This window comes from Amycolatopsis tolypomycina, from assembly GCF_900105945.1.
GTDB lineage: Bacteria > Actinomycetota > Actinomycetes > Mycobacteriales > Pseudonocardiaceae > Amycolatopsis > Amycolatopsis tolypomycina.
Genome location: NZ_FNSO01000004.1, coordinates 1,073,472 through 1,089,682 on the forward strand (window position 1 = coordinate 1,073,472; position 16,211 = coordinate 1,089,682).

The window sequence follows — 16,211 nt, forward strand, 5'->3', positions numbered from 1 at the left end:
GGAGAACTGCCGAAGGGGAGAGTGAACACCGCTAACAAAAGCGGATACCGGGTGTGGAGCAGACTCGGAGGTCAACGGCGATCTACTGGGAGGTGTGGTGAGCGGAGGTACTGGCACGCTCCCGGGAACCGCGGCCCTGACCCAGGTCGGCCGCCTGGCGACGCTGTCCTGGGAGGTCCTGCGCGCGATCTTCAAGCGCCCGTTCCAGACCCGCGAGTGGATCCAGCAGTGCTGGTTTTTCGCCAGCGTCACGATTCTCCCGACGGCGCTGGTCGCCATTCCGTTCGGCGCGGTGATCGCGTTGCAGCTCGGTTCGCTGACCGCGCAGATCGGCGCGCAGTCGTTCACCGGCGCGGCCAGCGCGCTGGCCATCGTGCAGCAGGCCAGTCCGCTGATCACCGCGCTGCTGGTCGCGGGCGCCGGTGGTAGCGCGGTCTGCGCGGACATTGGCGCGCGCAAGATCCGCGAAGAGATCGACGCCATGGAGGTCCTCGGCGTCAACCCGATCCAGCGGCTGATCGTGCCGCGGGTGCTCGCCGCGATGGTCGTTTCGGTGCTGCTGAACGGCTTGGTCAGCGTGGTCGGGGTGCTCGGCGGCTACTTCTTCAACGTCGTCCTCCAAGGCGGCACGCCGGGTGCGTACCTGGCCAGCTTCAACGCCCTCGCGCAGGTCCCGGACCTCTGGGTCAGCGAGATCAAGGCGCTGCTGTACGGCTTCGTCGCCGGGGTCGTCGCCGCCTTCCGCGGGCTGAACCCGGCGGGCGGGCCGAAGGGCGTCGGCGACGCGGTCAACCAGGCCGTCGTGATCACGTTCCTGCTGCTGTTCCTGATCAACGTCGTGCTCACCGCGATCTACCTGCGGATCGTCCCGCCGAAGGCGATGTGATGACCGCCGAACCCCTCGACACCACCGATCGGACGCTCGAGTACATCGCGCGCCCGGGCCAGAGCCTGGAAGGGCTCGGCAAGCAGCTGGCGTTCGCGGCGAAGGCGCTCGCCTGGTCGCCGCGCACGATCCGCCGCTACAGCCGGGAAACGCTGCGGCTGCTCACCGAGGTCTGCTTCGGCACCGGCGGCCTCGCGGTCATCGGCGGCACGCTCGGCGTGATGATCGGCATGACCCTGTTCACCGGCCTCATCGTCGGCCTGCAGGGCTACTCCGCGCTGAATCAGCTCGGCACGGCCGCGCTCACCGGCTTCATCTCCGCCTACTTCAACACCCGCGAAGTCGCGCCGCTATCCGCGGGACTCGCGTTGAGCGCGACCGTCGGCTGCGGCTTCACGGCCCAGCTCGGCGCGATGCGGATCTCCGAGGAGATCGATGCGCTCGAAGTCATGGGCGTGCCGAGCATGCCGTACCTGGTGACGACCCGGGTGCTCGCCGGGGTCGCCGCGGTGATCCCGCTGTACGCCGTCGGCCTGCTGTCGAGCTACCTCGCGTCCCGGCAGATCACCATCTGGCTCTACGGCCAGTCCGCGGGCACCTACGACCACTACTTCACGCTGTTCCTGCCACCTGGCGACGTCCTGTGGTCGTTCGGGAAGGTGATCGTGTTCAGCGTGCTCGTGATCCTGTCCCATTGTTATTACGGGTTCAACGCCAGCGGCGGCCCGGCCGGCGTCGGCGTCGCGGTCGGCCGCGCGGTGCGGACGTCGATCGTGCTGATCTCGGTGCTGGACTTCTTCCTGTCGCTGGCCATCTGGGGCGCGAACACCACGGTGAGGATCTCGGGATGAGGCGCGAGCTCTGGCAGCGGCTCCGGTACCAGGTGCTGGGGCTCGTCTTCCTGCTCGTCGCCGCCCTGTTCATTGCGCTCACCCTTGCCGTCTACAACAAGGCGTTCACGCCGGTCACGCTCGTGAAGCTCGAGACCGATCGCGTCGGCAGCCAGCTGCGCACCGGCGGCGACGTCAAGGTCCGCGGCATGCTCGTCGGCGAAGTCCGGTCCGTCGTGGCGAAGGGCGACCACGCCGAGCTGGAGCTCGCGCTGGATCCGGACAAGACGCACGTCATCCCGAAGAACGTCGCCGCGCGGCTGCTGCCGAAGACGCTCTTCGGCGAACGCTACGTCGCCCTCCAGCTGCCGGAGAACAAGGAACGGCCGATCGAGGCCGGCGACGTCATTCCGCAGGACCGCAGCAGCGCCGCGATCGAACTGCAGAAGGTCCTCGACGACGTGATGCCGCTGCTGCAGGCCGTCCAGCCCGAGAAGCTGTCCAGCACGCTCACCGCGGTGGCGACCGCGCTCGACGGCCGCGGCAAGCAGCTAGGCGAAACCCTCGTCGGGCTGTCGGACTACCTCGGCAAGCTCAACCCGTCGCTGCCGGACATCAAGGCCGACATCACCGGCCTGGCGAATGTCGCGAACACCTACGACAAGGCGGCGCCGGACATCCTGCAGGCGCTGTCCGACCTGACGACGACGAGCCGGACGATCGTCGACCAGCGCGCGCAGCTGAGCGACCTCTACGCCACGGTGACGGCAGCGTCCATTGACCTCACGAGCTTCCTGCAGGTCAACAAGGACAACCTGATCCGGCTCACCACCGCCATCCAGCCGACGCTGGACGTCCTCGCCAAGTACGCGCCCGAGTACCCGTGCCTCATGCGGCAGCTCGCCGAGTCGGTGCCGCGGGCCGAGCTGGCGTTCGGCAAGGGCACCGCGCACCCCGAGGTCAGCCGGGTCACCATCGAGTTCGCCGCCAGCCGCGGCAAGTACCTCCCCGGCGTCGACGAGCCGAAGTACGAGGACAAGCGCGGGCCGCGCTGCTATCCGAGCGTCCCGCACCCCGGCGTGTGGCCGCAGTACCCGCCGGACGGCGCCATCAAGGACGGCTCCAGCAAGCCCCCGCCGCCGAAGTACCCGCCCGAGACGCTGCCCGCCGGGGGCGGCGCCGTCGGCGGCGACGGCACGATCGTCGGCTCGGCCTACGAAACCGACCTGATCGACCTGCTCGCGTCGCCCGCGCTCGGCACCGCGCCGGGCGACGTGCCCGGCTGGGCCGGCCTGCTCGTCGGGCCGCTCTACCGCGGAGCGGAGGTGGAACTGAAATGAGGAGCTTCCTCCCGTCGCTGCTCAAACTCGGGGTGTTCGCGGTCGTCACCGTGCTGCTCACCGGGATCCTCGCGGCCACCATCGCCAACACCAACTTCGGCGAGACGTCGGGGTACCTGGCGAAGTTCACCGACGCGTCGGGCCTGAAGGAAGGCGACGACGTCCGCATCGCCGGGGTCAAGGTCGGCCAGGTCGACACGATCGAGGTCGTGGCGGGCGAGCGGAACCTCGCCGAGGTCCGGTTCGACGTCGAGCACGCCTACCGGCTGCCGGAGACGGTGACCGCGACCATCAAGTACCGCAACCTCGTCGGCCAGCGCTACCTCGCGCTCGGCACCGACGTCCCCGGCGACAAGACGCTGCCCGAAGGCGGCACGATCCCGCCGGAGCGCACGAAACCCGCGTTGAACCTGACCGTGCTGTTCAACGGGTTCAAGCCGTTGTTCAAGGCGCTGAACCCGCAGGACGTCAACCGGCTCTCGGCCGAGATCATCAGCGTCTTCCAGGGCGAAGGCGGCACGATCACCAGCCTGCTGCAGCACACCGCGTCGCTGACGTCGGCGATCGCGAGCAAGGACCAGGTGATCGGCCAGGTCATCGCCAACCTCAACACGGTGCTCGCCACGGTCAACTCCCGCGGCGCGCAGCTCGGCGACCTCATCGAACAGACCCAGAAGCTGGTCAGCGGCCTGGCCGAGCAGCGCAAGCCGATCGGCGACGCGGTCAGCGCACTCGGCGACCTCGCCGTGTCCACCACCGGGCTCCTCGCCGACGCGCGGCCGGCGCTCAAGGACGACGTGGCCCAGCTCGGCGCGCTGTCGCAGAACCTCGGCGACTCCGGCGAACTGCTCAACCACCTCCTCGAGGTGCTGCCGGGCAACCTGCAGAAGTTCACCCGGACCCTGAGCTACGGCAGCTGGTTCAACTACTACCTGTGCGGGATCACCGGCACCATCGGCATTTCCTCGCTCGACATCACCCTGCCGATCATCCCCATCCCCGGCACCCAGCGCGCGGAGAGGTGTGGTCCGTGAAGCCGCTGAAAGAACGCAACCAGGCGATGGTCGGCACGGTCGCGCTCGTGCTCATCGTGCTCGTCACCGCCACGACGTACTTCGCCGACCAGCTCCCGTTCTTCGGCAACGGCACCACGTACTCGGCCTACTTCGGCGAGTCCGCCGGGCTCGCCGCGGACAACGAGGTGCAGGTCGCCGGCGTCAAGGTCGGCACGGTGTCCTCGGTGAAACTCGCCGGCAAGCAGGTCCTGGTCCGCTTCCGCGTCAAGGACGTCCGGGTCGGCGACGCCACCACAGCATCCATCGAGATCAAGACGCTGCTGGGGGAGAAGTACCTCGCGCTCGACCCGAAGGGCGGCGGCGCGCAGGAGCCGGACGACACGATCCCGCAGGCCCGCACGCGCACGCCGTTCCAGCTGCAGGACGCCTTCGAACAGCTGTCCACCACCGTCGGCGACATCGACACGAAACAGCTCGCCGACAGCTTCAACGCGTTGTCCGACAGCCTCAAAGACAGCCCGCAGTACCTCAAGGACACCCTGAACGGGCTGTCGTCGCTGGCGAAAACGGTGTCCTCCCGGGACGCCGACCTGCACACACTGCTGGCCAACACGAGCCAGGTCTCGAAGACGCTCTCCGACCGCAACGCCCAGCTGCAGCGCGTGATCAGCGACGGCAACCTGCTGCTCACCGAACTGCAGAACCGCAAGCAGGCCATCCACGCGCTGCTGACCGGCACCCAGCAGCTTTCGCAGCAGCTGACCGGGCTGGTCCAGGACAACCGCGAGCAGCTCAAGCCGACGCTGGAGAAGCTCGGGAAGGTGACCGACATCCTGCAGCGCAACCAGGGCAACCTCGACAAGAGCCTGCAGCTGATGGCCCCCTTCGCCCGCGTCGGCGCCAACGCCACCGGCAACGGCCGCTGGTTCGAGGGCTACCTGTGCGGACTGCTGCCGCCGACGATCACCGTGGGCGGGCTGCACATCAACCCCGAAGGCTGCACCCCGCCGATCGCGGCGCCGAACCAGGGGGTGGGCGGCCGATGACCATCCACACGGCCCGCGGCCGCAGCCTGGTGACGTGGCTGGCGTTCGGGTGCGTTCTCGCGCTGCTCGTCACCGCGGGGCTGTACCTGGTGTTCCGGTCTTCGACCGGCACCACGCTGTCGGCGTACTTCGGCAAGACCGTCGGGCTGTACGCGGGTTCGTCGGTGCGGGTGCTCGGCGTGCCGGTCGGCGAGGTCACCGACGTCACGCCCGAGGGCGACGCCGTCCGCGTGGACATGCGGGTCGACGACGACGTGCCGCTGCCGGCCGGCGTCGGCGCGGTCGTCGTCGCGCCGAGCCTGGTCAGTGACCGGTACGTCCAGCTGACACCCGCGTACGACAGCGGGCCGGTACTGGCCTCGGGGACAGTGCTCGCGAAGGACCGCACGGCGACGCCGGTCGAGCTGGACGACCTGTATTCGAGCCTCGACAAGCTGTCGACGGCGCTGGGCCCGAACGGGGCCAACAAGGACGGCGCGCTGTCGGGTGTCCTGGACACCGCGGCGAAGACGTTGCAGGGCAACGGCGCTTCGCTGAACTCGACGGTCGGGCAGTTGGCGGAGCTCGCGAAGACCCTCGACGGCTCGAAGGACGACCTGTTCTCGACCGTGCAGAACCTGAACTCCTTCACCGGTGCCCTGGCCCAGAGCGACCAGCAGCTCAACGAGTTCTACGGCCGCGTCGCCGACGTCAGCCGGTTCCTGGCCGCGGGCTCGTCCGAGGTGGGTGCCGCGCTGCAGTCCCTCGGCGGGGCACTCGGCGACGTCCAGCAGTTCGTCAACGACAACAAGACGGCGCTGGAATCCAATGTGGACAAACTGGCATCGCTGTCCAAGGTGCTGGTCGACCAGCGGGCCGCGCTCGCCGAGGTGCTCGACATCGCGCCGACCGGCGCCACGAACTTCATCAACTCCTACGACGCCGCGTCGGGCACCATCGCCGTCCGCGACAACCTCAACGAGCTGACCAACCCGCCGATCCTCACCGTGTGCCGCCTGATCAGCTCGTTCACGCCGAAGGAAGTCCCCGACACGCTGGGGAACATCTGCAAGCAGCTGGCACCGGTGCTGGACGGGGCCTTGAAGCTGCCGAGTATCCCGCAGGTGCTCAACTCCCTGCAGAACGGGACACTTCCGCCGTTGCCGCTCCCGCTCGTGGACGTCATGGAGCAGCTTTCGGGCGGTGCGAAGTGAGGCGGCTCGCGGGAGTGCTCGCCGGGGTGCTCGTGCTGGCGGCGTGCAGCGACGGCGGGTTCAACGGCCTCTACGGCACACCGCTGCCGGGCGGCGCCGACGTCGGCGACCACCCGTACCACGTGACCGCGCTGTTCACCGACGTCCTGGATCTGGTGCCGCAGTCGAGCGTCAAGGTCAACGACGTCGCCGTCGGGCGGGTCGACAAGATCACCCTGACGCCGGACACGCGGTCGGCGCTGGTGGCGATGACGGTGAACGGTGACATCGCGCTGCCCGCCAACGCGCGTGCCGAGCTGAAGCAGTCTTCGCTCCTGGGCGAGAAGTTCGTGGAGCTGAGCGTGCCGACCGCCGAACCGGCGTCGGGGAAGCTCGCCGACGGCGCGCAGATCCCGCTCGGGCGCACCAATCGCAACCCCGAGGTCGAGGAGGTGCTCGGCGCGCTGTCGCTGCTGCTCAACGGCGGCGGCGTCGAGCAGATCCAGAAGATCAGCCACGAGCTCAACGACGCCTTGTCGGGCAACGAGCCGGAGATCCGGGCTTTGCTGTCCCGGGTGGACGAACTGGCCACCCAGCTCGACGGCCACAAGACGGAGATCCTGCGCGCGATCGACGGCCTCGCGAAGCTGTCGCACACTCTGACGGGCCAGACGCAGAACCTGACGAACGCCCTCGACAACCTCGCGCCGGGCCTGAAGGTCGTCACCGACCAGCGCGACCAGCTCGTGGGCATGCTGACCGCGTTGAACACGCTGTCCGGGGTCGCGGTGGACACGGTGACGAAGAGCCGTGACCAGCTCGTCGCGAACCTCAAGGCGCTGCAGCCGACGTTGGCCAAGCTCGCCGAAGCCGGCCAGAACCTGCCGAACGCGCTGCAGATCCTGCTGACCTACCCGTTCCCGGACTACGCGGGCAACGTGATCAAGGGCGACTACGCGAACGTCGAGGCGAACGTGAACCTGGATCTGGACGTCCTGATCCGGAACTTCGCGAACTCGTCGCAGCCGCCGATCGCGCTGCCGTCCGGCGTCGGCGGGCAGCCGTCCGCCGTCGCGCCGCCGCTGCCGCTGCCCGACCTGGGCTCGGGTCCGGCTGCCGCCGGCCCGAACCTGCTGGGCGGCCTGCTCGGCCTGATCGGGGGCGGCCGGTGACCCGCAAGATCCGGATCCAGCTGTTCGCGTTCGTCGTCATCGCGGTGGTGTCGGTGGTCTACGCCGGCGGCCGCTACGCCGGGCTGGACCGGCTGTTCGGCAACCGCGGTTACGTCGTCACCGCGCAGCTGACCGATTCCGGCGGCATCTTCGTCAACTCCGAGGTCGCCTACCGCGGGGTCACCGTCGGGCGGGTGACGTCGCTGACGCTCACCGAGCACGGCGTCGACGTCGCCCTCGACATCGACGCGGGCGCACCGGACATCCCGGCCGACGCGCACGCGCAGGTGGCGAACCGGTCGGCGGTGGGGGAGCAGTTCGTGGATCTCCTGCCGCGGCACAACGGCGGCCCGTTCCTGACGGACGGGTCGGTGATCACGAGGGACAAGACGTCGCTGCCGCCGTCGCCGGACACCGTGCTGTCGCATTTGGACGATCTGGTGGCGAGCGTGCACCCGGAGTCGTTGCGGACGGTCGTCGACGAGACGTACAACGCGTTCGCGGGTGCGGGCCCGGAGCTGCAGCAGCTGCTGGACAGCACGGGGTCGCTGACGGCGGTGGCCGCCCAGTACGTGCCGCAGACGCAGGGGCTGCTGGCGAACTCCCGGATCGTGCTCGGCACCCAGGAGCGGCAGGCGGCGAACATCACCGACTTCGCCTCGGGTCTTCGCACGATCGCGGGTCAGCTGAAGAAGTCGGACCCGGACCTGCGGCGGGTGATCGCGCAGGCGCCGCAGCTGAGCAGGCAGATCAGCGACGTGCTGGCGGCGTCGGGCACCGACCTGGGCGTGCTGTTCGCGAACCTGCTGACCACGGCGCAGATCACGACGTCCCGCAAGGACTCGATCGAGGAGCTGCTGGTCGCCTACCCGATCATTTCGGCGTTCTCGCCGTCGACGTCCCCGGACGGCACGGGGCACCTGGGCGTGGTGTTCAACTTCTTCGACCCGGCTTCGTGCACGAAGGGGTACGAAGGGACGAAGCAGCGTCCGGCGAACGACGAGACGGAAGCGCCGGTGAACATGAACGCCTACTGCGCCGAGCCGCCGGGCAGCCCGACCGGGGTGCGCGGGGCGCAGAACGCGCCGTACGCCGGGAAGCCGCCCGCGATCCCGGCGGCACCTGCGCAGACCGCGTCGCCGCCCGCGCAGGCTCAGCTGCCGGGGATGCTGAGCCTGCTCACCGGGCCGTCCTCGGGCGGGCTCGGCCGGCTGCTGGGCGCGCCGTGACGCAGCGTCTCCTGGTGGCACTGGCGGTGCTTTCCGTGCTGGCGGCCGCGTTTTCCGGCTGGTACTGGTGGCGGGTGGCGTCGGACGACGCCGCGGCCCGCGGCCGGGCGCGCGACGAGGTGCTGGCCGCGGCCGGCCCGTTCCTGGTCACGCTGAACACGATCGACTACCGCACGGCGGCCGCGGACGTCGACCGCTGGATCGCGGCGACGACGGGCCAGTACGGCAAGGACCTCACGGGCGACCGCCAGCTGCAGATCGACCGGGCCGTTTCGGCGCGCACGGTGTCGTCGGCGTCGCTGGTCCAGGCGGCGGTGACCGAGATCGATCCCGCACGCGGGTCCGCGCGCCTCCTGGCGGTCTTGGACGTCCGCGTGTCGACGGCCGGTGCGCCTGCCGCGCAACGCATGAACCGCCTGACGGTGGACGTGTCGCGGTCCCCGTCCGGCTGGAAGATCGCCGCGGTGCAGGCGGCGGGCGCATGACCCGGATCCTGCTCCTGGTGGTGGCGCTGGCCCTGGGCTGCACGGCGTGGTTCGGCAGCAAGGCGGCATCGCTGTCCCCGGGCGACAACCAGGCGCTGGTCGATGTTTCGGCCACTTCCGACGTTGCGTCCCAGGTGAGTGACGCGGTGAAAGCGGTGTTTTCCTACGACTACGCGAACCTGCCCCGCACCGAGCGAGCGGCCGCGGAGGTCCTGACCGGGGACGCGGTGCGGCAGTACCAGACGCAGTTCGCCTCGGCCCGCCCGAAGGCGGTCTCCGAGAAGCTGATCCGCACGACGACGGTCCGCGCGATCGGGGTGCGGTCCCTGCGCGGGGACTCGGCGGATCTGCTCCTGTTCCTGGACCAGCAGACAGTGGCCCAGGGCGGCGGAGCGCCGACGTCGTCGGTGGCCCAGCTGGCGGTGACGGCGAAACGGATCGACGGCCGCTGGAAACTGGCCACGCTGACGGCGCTCTGATCCGCTCAGGTGCCCGGCCCGGAACGCGGGGGAGCCTGCGCCGCGGTGACGGCGCGGGTCGCCGTGCGATCGCCGAGCAGATCGGTGCTGTCGGCGAACTGGTCGATCGCCCCGGTGCGTGGCAAGGCGCGCACGGCGGGGTCGGTCAGCGTGTCGAAGAGCGCCCGGCTGAAGCGTTCCGCGTGCAGGACCTGGAACGGCCGGTCGTGGTACGGGCGGGTGCGGGGGTCGAGCGGCTCGGTCAGCCCGAGCCGGTTGTGCAGCTCGGCGACGGACGTGTAGGCCGTGGCGAGGTGGGCTTCCCGTTCCGGCCAGGTGGTGGCGGCGAGGGCCGCGGTCAGGGCCGGGGAGAGGGTGGCCGCGAACGGGAGCCGGGCGAAGGCGCTCCCGAGCCACTTGGCGTAGGGCGGGTAAACGCGGTGCAGCACCAGGCTCAGGCGCATGAGGTCGCGGATCAGGCGGGCGGCGACGACGGCCGAGCCGAGTTCGTCGCCGACTTCCCCGCACCGCCCGACGAACGCCTCCTCCTGGGAGATCCGCTGCCACTGGCAGGCCAGGAGGTAGCGCCAGAGCTGCTCCGGATACCAGCCGAGCCGGGCGCGGACGGTGGTGAGTTCCCCGGTCCGGTCGTGGAAGACCGCGCCGGCGGTGATCTCGGCCAGTGCCTGGGTGGGGGTCGCGAGCCAGTCGAGCGTGGTGATGGCCTCGCGGGGATCGAAGCCCAGGTGGCCGGGGAGCCATTCGTCGAGGCTGGTGACGTCGACGCGGTGGAAGACCGGCCCGTCGGTGGCCACCATGTGGCGCACGTGCTCGTTCTCGGTGGGGCCGAAGTGGGTCGGGTAGCCGTGGAACGACTTGGGCAGCTCGTCGCGCAACATCGCGACGACGTCTCGGGCGTACCGCCCGGCGTCGTCGTGGCTCAGGAAGAGCTGCAGGCGCGGCCCCCATTCGTGATCGGCGGAGCGGGCCGTGTCGAAGCCGAGGACCTCCGAACCGGTACCGATCCGCGCGGCCGTGTGGGGCAGATCCCCGAAGTGCGCGTGCACCAACGGCCACACTGCCTCGTCGTAGAAGCGGCGTGACAGCTCCAGGCCGGGGATGAACGAGGGGGCCACGGCCGCTCAGCCGTCCCAGACCGCTGCGCCCTGGCGGAGAACCTCCACATCGGACTCTTCCGCCACCGGCCACAGCTCCACCACGTACCGGTAGTGCTCCCCGAACTCGTGCTCGTTCCAGGTCACCCCGGGCGGCCCGGCCGGCACATAGGACACCCGGGCCCGGTACAACCCCGGCAGCACCGAAAAGAACTTCTCCTGCGACGGGTAGTCCGCGGGCCCGGAAATCACCAACCGCCCGCTCGGAACCGGAAGATCCGCCTCCACCACGTGCTCGGCGGGCGCGGCCACCGCGGGTGCCGACGGCAACAGGTCCACCGAAGACTCGACCACGTCCGAGCGCGCCGTCGCGATCGCGAGGCCGCCCGGCTCCACCCCGATCCGGTGACGTTCCACCGCGTCCGGCGTCCAGCCGCTGCCCGTCAGCCGCGATCCCGAATCCCGGATGGTGAACTGGCGCTGGTCGGCGTGGACTACGAGGTGCACACGAACCACCCTAGCCAGGACCCGCCCCGGAATGGTATCGACGCCGGGTTTAGCGTTGAGGCCATGACCACTGCTTCCGTCGACGTCGACACGGCCCGCAGCGACTACGCGGCCCTGGTCGGCCGAGGCCTCTCCCTGGACATCACCCGCGGCAAGCCGTCCCCCGAGCAGCTTGACCTCTCGAACGCGCTGCTGAGCCTCCCCGGCGACGGCACCTTCAAGGCCGAGGACGGCACCGACGTCCGCAACTACGGCGGCCTCAACGGCCTGCCCGAGCTGCGTCGCATCTTCGCCGCCGCGCTGCAGGTGCCCGCCGGGCAGTTGCTCGCCGCCGGCAACTCCAGCCTCGAGCTGATGCACGACGCCGTCGTCCAGGCCCTGCTGAGCAAGCTGCCCGGTGCCGAGCGCCGCTGGGCCGACGAGCCGCGGGTGAAGTTCCTCGCCCCCGTCCCGGGCTACGACCGCCACTTCGCGCTCACCGAGCGCTTCGGCATCGAGCTGGTTCCGGTCGCGATGACCGACGAGGGCCCCGACATGGACGCCGTCGAGACGCTGGTCGCCGAGGATTCCGCCGTCAAGGGCATCTGGTGCGTGCCCAAGTACAGCAACCCGACCGGTGTCACGTTCAGTGACGACGTGGTCAAGCGGCTCGCCACCATGCGCACCGCGGCCCCGGACTTCCGGATCTTCTGGGACAACGCCTACGCCGTGCACCACCTCACCGACGACGAGCCGGAGCTGGCCGACCTGCTCGCCCTGGCGACCGAGGCGGGCAACGCCGACCGCGTCTTCGTCTTCGGCTCGACCTCGAAGATCACCCTCGCCGGCGCCGGCGTCGGTTTCTTCGGCGCGTCCGAGGCCAACCTCGCCTGGTGGACCGGCAACATCGGCAAGCGCACCATCGGCCCGGACAAGGTCAACCAGCTGCGGCACGCCCACTTCCTCAAGGACGAGGCCGGCGTCCGCGCGCACATGCGCAAGCACGCCGAGATCATCGGCCCGAAGTTCGCGGCCGTCGACCGCATCCTCACCGAGGAGCTGTCCGACCTGGCGTCGTGGACCAAGCCGACCGGGGGGTACTTCATCACGCTCACCGTCCCGCAGGGCACCGCGAAGGAGGTCGTGCGGCTGGCCAAGGAGGCCGGCGTCGCGCTGACCCCGGCCGGGGCGACCCACCCGCACGGCAGCGACCCGGCGGACGCCGTCATCCGCATCGCGCCGACCTTCCCGAAGCTCGAAGAGGTCGAAGAGGCCGTCCGCGCGCTGGCCGTGTGCGTCCGGCTCGCGGTGGCGCAGCGCGCCTGACCTGGGCAAACGCAAGTCGATCAAAATTTTTCCCGTTTTGACCGAGCCGGGGGACGCCCAGGTACGTATGACCGGTGGGTGAGGTGGACGAAAACTCGTCACGAGAGGACGTCCCCCGGTGTTCGGAAAACGCTACACAGAGCAGCTGATCGAGCGCAGCGCGGAGAACGCGACCGACCGCCGCCGCTTCCTCAAGGCTGCGGGAGCGGCGGGGCTCGGCGTCGCGGGTGCCGGTGCGCTCGGCACGGCGCTGTCGCTGGGCCTCGGCTCGGCCGGTGCCACGCAGCAGTACGGAGCGCAGGGAGGTGACAAGGCGAAGGAGGCGGCGAGTGATGCCGCCGTCCTGAACTTCGCGCTGAACCTCGAGTACCTCGAGGCGAACCTGTACTCGTTCGCCGCCTACGGCTACGGCCTGAACGAGAAGTACGTCAACGGCGTCGGCAACCTGGGCAAGGTCTCCGGCGGGCACGGCGTCAAGTTCAAGAGCGAGCACACCAAGCAGATCGTCCAGGAGATCGCCGGCGACGAGGTCGCCCACGTCAACTTCCTGCGCAAGGCGCTCGGCAACGGCGCGGTCGCGCAGCCCGAGATCGACTTCCAGAACAGCTTCACCGCGGCCATGCAGGCCGCGGGGGTGATCAAGCAGGGCCAGACGTTCGACCCGTTCGGCAGCGAGAACAACTTCCTGCTCGCCGCCTACCTGTTCGAGGACGTCGGCGTGTCCGCCTACAAGGGCGCCGCCCCGCTGGTGAACAACAAGACGTTCCTCGACGCGGCCGCGGGCATCCTGGCCGTCGAGGCCTACCACGCCGGCATCATCCGCTCGGCGCTGTTCGAGCGCGGCCTCGGCGACATCACGAACAAGATGTCCGACGCCCGCGACAGCCTCGACGGCAAGGCCGACGACGACGAAGGCGTCATCAAGGACGGCAAGGCGAACCTCGTCCCGACCGACGCCAACGGCATCGCGTTCGGCCGGTCCGCCGAGCGCGTGCTCAACATCGCCTACCTCAACCCGGACAAGGTGTCTTCGGGTGGCTTCTACCCGCGCGGCCTCAACGGCGACATCGCCACCAGCGGTGCGAAGGAGAAGTAGGCACCGCGTGCCGCCGCCACGGTAACGTCACAGGCGGCGGCACGCGGAGTCGAGGGGGCGCGAAGTGCGGGTACTGGTCGCGGGTGGCGGGATCTCGGGCACGGTCACGGCGATGGCGCTGCGGCTCGCCGGGCACGAACCGGTCGTGTACGAGGCCTATCCCGCCGGTGGGGACGACATCGGCGCGTTCCTCACGATCATGCACAACGGCATGGACGCCCTGCGCGCGATCGGTGCCGACCGGCCGGTGATCGACAGTTCGTTCGCGGCGTACGGCGTCGAGCTCGTCGCCCCGAACGGGGAAACCGTGGGGCGGCGCGAGTTCGACACCGAAGGCCTCGGTGGCTTTGGTGGCCCGCGCACCCTGACCCGCGCGACGCTCTACCGCGTCCTGCAGGAGGAGGCCGCGCGCCGCGGTGTCCCGCTGGAGCGCGGCAAACGGCTGGTGGGCGCGCGGCCCGGCCAGGACGGGATCACGGCGGAGTTCGCCGACGGCACCACCGGAACGGGTGACGTGCTGGTCGGCGCGGACGGCCTGCGCTCGGTCGTCCGGGGGCTGATCGACCCGGCCGCGGACGAGCCGCGGTACACCGGGCTGACCGTCGTGTATGGCTACACGCGCGCGGGCGGGCTGCCCGCCGCGCCCGGGATCTACCGGATGATCCGCGGCAGCCGGGCCGCCTTCGGGTTCACCACGGACCCGGACGGCGCCACCTTCTGGTTCGCCCGCATCCCGGACACCGAGCGCTCCCGCGAGGAGATCGCCGCGGTCACCCCGGCGGGCTGGCGCGAGTTCGCGCACGCGGCGTTCGACGGAGATCCGTTGCCCTGCACGGACATCATCGCGGCGACCGGCGACGAGGTCTTCGGCGGCCACTCCTACGACGTCCCGGAGACCCGGATCTGGTCGACGCCGGAGATGGTCCTCACCGGCGACGCCGCCCACGCCGCGTCCCCGGCCGCCGGCCAGGGCGCGTCGATGGCGCTGGAGGACAGCGTGGTGCTGGCGCAGTGCCTGCGCGACCTGCCGGACCCGGCGTCGGCCTTCGCCGCGTACGAGGGCTTGCGCCGCGAGCGCGTCGAGAAGCTGGTGGCGGCGAGCGCGGGCGGCGACGTCGGCGAAGAGCGCGGATGGCTGTACTCGCACCACATCGACTGGGCCACGAAGATCACCGTCTAGTACTACAGGGCTAGATCTTTGCGTGTCGGTTCGTGATATCGACTGCTGATTGTGCGAGTGTTGGCGAGTGAGCACTCCTTCTGTCGGGCGGGCCGACCTCTCGGGCGGTGCGACGCGGGAAGATTTGGCCGTGTGGGATCGGGAGTTTCGGGACGTGTGCGCGCGACTGGACGGGTTGTTCTATCGGACGGATTCGCGTGCGCATGCCCGGCATTATCTGCGCGGCTTGATCGCCCCGCTGGAACGGAAGAACGGCTGGACGATCGCGGAGTATTCCGGAGATCCGGAGCCGAAGGCGCTCCAGCGGTTGCTGAATCTGTCGCCGTGGGATGCCGCCGAGGCGCGAGACCTGGTACGCGACTATGCGATGGAACATTTCGCTGATCCCCGTGGCGTGCTGATCGCGGACCCGACCGGGTTTGCCAAGAAGGGCAACAAGTCGGCCGGTGTTCAACGTCAGTATTCGGGGACCCTGGGGCGGATCGACAACTGTCAGATCGGGGTTTTCCTGGCCTATGCCAACACGGCCGGCGATCGGGTACTCATTGACCGAGAACTGTATCTGCCCGATGCGTCGTGGTGTGCTGATCCCGGGCGTCGGGCCGAGGCGCACGTGCCGGAGAAGGTGACGTTCGCTACCCGCCCGAAGCAGGTGCAGGCCATGATCGCGCGAGCGGTGACGGCCGGGGTGCCGTTCGCGTGGTTCGCCGCGGACGAGGAGTTCGGGCAGAACCCGGGGCTGCGCACGTATCTGGAAGCCGAAGGAATCGCGTATGCGATGGCCGTGCCGAAGAACACCGACATCACAACTGGCGGTATCTCCTCCGCGGCCGGCCTGCCGACACTGGTCAAACATGCCCAATCCCGCCTGACAGGCCACGACTGGTCCCGTCGTGCCTGCGGGATCGGCGCCAAGGGTTTCCGGGTCTACGACTGGGCGATGGTCGATGCCGGTGACGGCCATCAGTACGTGTTCCGCCGAAACATTTCAGACGGCGAACTCGGCTACTTCCACTGCTACAACCCGCGCGGAGAATCACTGACGGAACTTGTCCGTGTCATCGGCGCCCGCTGGCCAATCGAGGAATGTTTCGAAGCAGCCAAGAGCGAAGCAGGACTGGACAACTACCAAGTCCGCCTCTACCACGCCTGGTACCGGCATATCACCCTGTCGATGCTGGCCATGGCATTCCTCGCAGTGATGAGACACCAGGCAAAAAAAGATCAGCGCGACCTGCGGGCAAGCCGCACACCATGACCACCCGGACCCGTCGCCTGATCGCACTCTCCATCGCCGAGATCCGACGCCTGTTCAACCTCATCGGCAAAGACGACCACATCATCGACCACGGTCTTCGTGCGTCCGCCTGGCGC

Annotated in this window: 16 protein-coding genes; 14 read left to right on the forward strand and 2 right to left on the reverse strand. The window is 69.5% G+C overall.

The genetic code is table 11. The features are described 5' to 3' along the window. Positions 1–97: 97 nt before the first annotated feature. Genes BLW76_RS15635 through BLW76_RS15680 form a run of 10 tightly spaced genes read left to right on the forward strand, consistent with a single transcriptional unit; the run spans position 98 to position 9,655 of the window. Positions 98–886 (forward strand): MlaE family ABC transporter permease, encoded by a 789-nt coding sequence (locus BLW76_RS15635; RefSeq protein ID WP_086838139.1) that lies wholly within the window; start codon positions 98–100, stop codon positions 884–886. Beyond that, positions 886–1,737 (forward strand): MlaE family ABC transporter permease, encoded by an 852-nt coding sequence (locus tag BLW76_RS15640; RefSeq protein WP_167384618.1) that lies wholly within the window; start codon positions 886–888, stop codon positions 1,735–1,737. The genes BLW76_RS15635 and BLW76_RS15640 overlap by 1 nt, the downstream gene beginning before the upstream one ends. After that, complete coding sequence (locus tag BLW76_RS15645; RefSeq protein WP_091307742.1) at positions 1,734–3,056, forward strand: MCE family protein; 1,323 nt, start codon at positions 1,734–1,736, stop codon at positions 3,054–3,056. Before BLW76_RS15640 ends, BLW76_RS15645 begins: the two co-directional genes overlap by 4 nt. Further along, on the forward strand, positions 3,053–4,090 hold the full coding sequence (locus BLW76_RS15650; protein WP_091307744.1) for an MCE family protein: 1,038 nt from the start codon (positions 3,053–3,055) through the stop codon (positions 4,088–4,090). The genes BLW76_RS15645 and BLW76_RS15650 overlap by 4 nt, the downstream gene beginning before the upstream one ends. After that, positions 4,087–5,118, forward strand: coding sequence for an MlaD family protein (locus tag BLW76_RS15655; RefSeq protein ID WP_167384619.1), 1,032 nt, complete (start codon positions 4,087–4,089; stop codon positions 5,116–5,118). The genes BLW76_RS15650 and BLW76_RS15655 overlap by 4 nt, the downstream gene beginning before the upstream one ends. Next, positions 5,115–6,311, forward strand: a complete 1,197-nt coding sequence (locus BLW76_RS15660) for an MCE family protein (RefSeq protein ID WP_091307749.1) — start codon at positions 5,115–5,117, stop codon at positions 6,309–6,311. Before BLW76_RS15655 ends, BLW76_RS15660 begins: the two co-directional genes overlap by 4 nt. Then, positions 6,308–7,462 (forward strand): MCE family protein, encoded by a 1,155-nt coding sequence (locus tag BLW76_RS15665; RefSeq protein WP_091307751.1) that lies wholly within the window; start codon positions 6,308–6,310, stop codon positions 7,460–7,462. Before BLW76_RS15660 ends, BLW76_RS15665 begins: the two co-directional genes overlap by 4 nt. Further along, positions 7,459–8,691 carry an MCE family protein gene (locus tag BLW76_RS15670; RefSeq protein ID WP_091307754.1) on the forward strand — a complete coding sequence of 411 codons (1,233 nt, stop codon included), beginning with the start codon at positions 7,459–7,461 and terminating at the stop codon, positions 8,689–8,691. Before BLW76_RS15665 ends, BLW76_RS15670 begins: the two co-directional genes overlap by 4 nt. Beyond that, positions 8,688–9,176, forward strand: coding sequence for a hypothetical protein (locus BLW76_RS15675; RefSeq protein ID WP_091307755.1), 489 nt, complete (start codon positions 8,688–8,690; stop codon positions 9,174–9,176). Before BLW76_RS15670 ends, BLW76_RS15675 begins: the two co-directional genes overlap by 4 nt. Next, positions 9,173–9,655: a hypothetical protein gene (locus BLW76_RS15680; RefSeq protein WP_091307758.1), complete on the forward strand. Its 483-nt coding sequence runs from the start codon at positions 9,173–9,175 to the stop codon at positions 9,653–9,655. The genes BLW76_RS15675 and BLW76_RS15680 overlap by 4 nt, the downstream gene beginning before the upstream one ends. A 5-nt stretch (positions 9,656–9,660) precedes the next feature. Here BLW76_RS15680 and BLW76_RS15685 read toward each other — a convergent pair whose 3' ends face one another. Together BLW76_RS15685 and BLW76_RS15690 are read right to left on the reverse strand one after the other, a co-directional pair. Then, a complete protein-coding gene (locus BLW76_RS15685; RefSeq protein ID WP_244170177.1) occupies positions 9,661–10,770 on the reverse strand; it encodes a DUF4037 domain-containing protein in 1,110 nt (369 codons plus the stop codon). Positions 10,771–10,776: 6 nt separating this feature from the next. Beyond that, positions 10,777–11,256: a hypothetical protein gene (locus BLW76_RS15690; protein ID WP_091307760.1), complete on the reverse strand. Its 480-nt coding sequence runs from the start codon at positions 11,254–11,256 to the stop codon at positions 10,777–10,779. A 63-nt stretch (positions 11,257–11,319) separates the two neighbouring features. Between BLW76_RS15690 and BLW76_RS15695 the strand changes: the two genes are divergently transcribed. The 4 genes from BLW76_RS15695 (at position 11,320) to BLW76_RS15710 (ending at position 16,095) form a co-directional block, all read left to right on the forward strand. Then, on the forward strand, positions 11,320–12,561 hold the full coding sequence (locus BLW76_RS15695; protein WP_091307762.1) for an aspartate aminotransferase type Ic: 1,242 nt from the start codon (positions 11,320–11,322) through the stop codon (positions 12,559–12,561). A gap of 118 nt (positions 12,562–12,679) precedes the next feature. Beyond that, positions 12,680–13,657 carry a ferritin-like domain-containing protein gene (locus BLW76_RS15700; RefSeq protein WP_091307764.1) on the forward strand — a complete coding sequence of 326 codons (978 nt, stop codon included), beginning with the start codon at positions 12,680–12,682 and terminating at the stop codon, positions 13,655–13,657. Between the two features lie 64 nt (positions 13,658–13,721). Continuing rightward, a complete protein-coding gene (locus BLW76_RS15705) occupies positions 13,722–14,837 on the forward strand; it encodes an FAD-dependent monooxygenase (protein WP_091307765.1) in 1,116 nt (371 codons plus the stop codon). A 124-nt stretch (positions 14,838–14,961) separates the two neighbouring features. Continuing rightward, entirely contained in the window at positions 14,962–16,095 is a 1,134-nt protein-coding gene (locus BLW76_RS15710) for an IS701 family transposase (protein ID WP_081655979.1), read from the forward strand. Positions 16,096–16,211 lie beyond the last annotated feature (116 nt).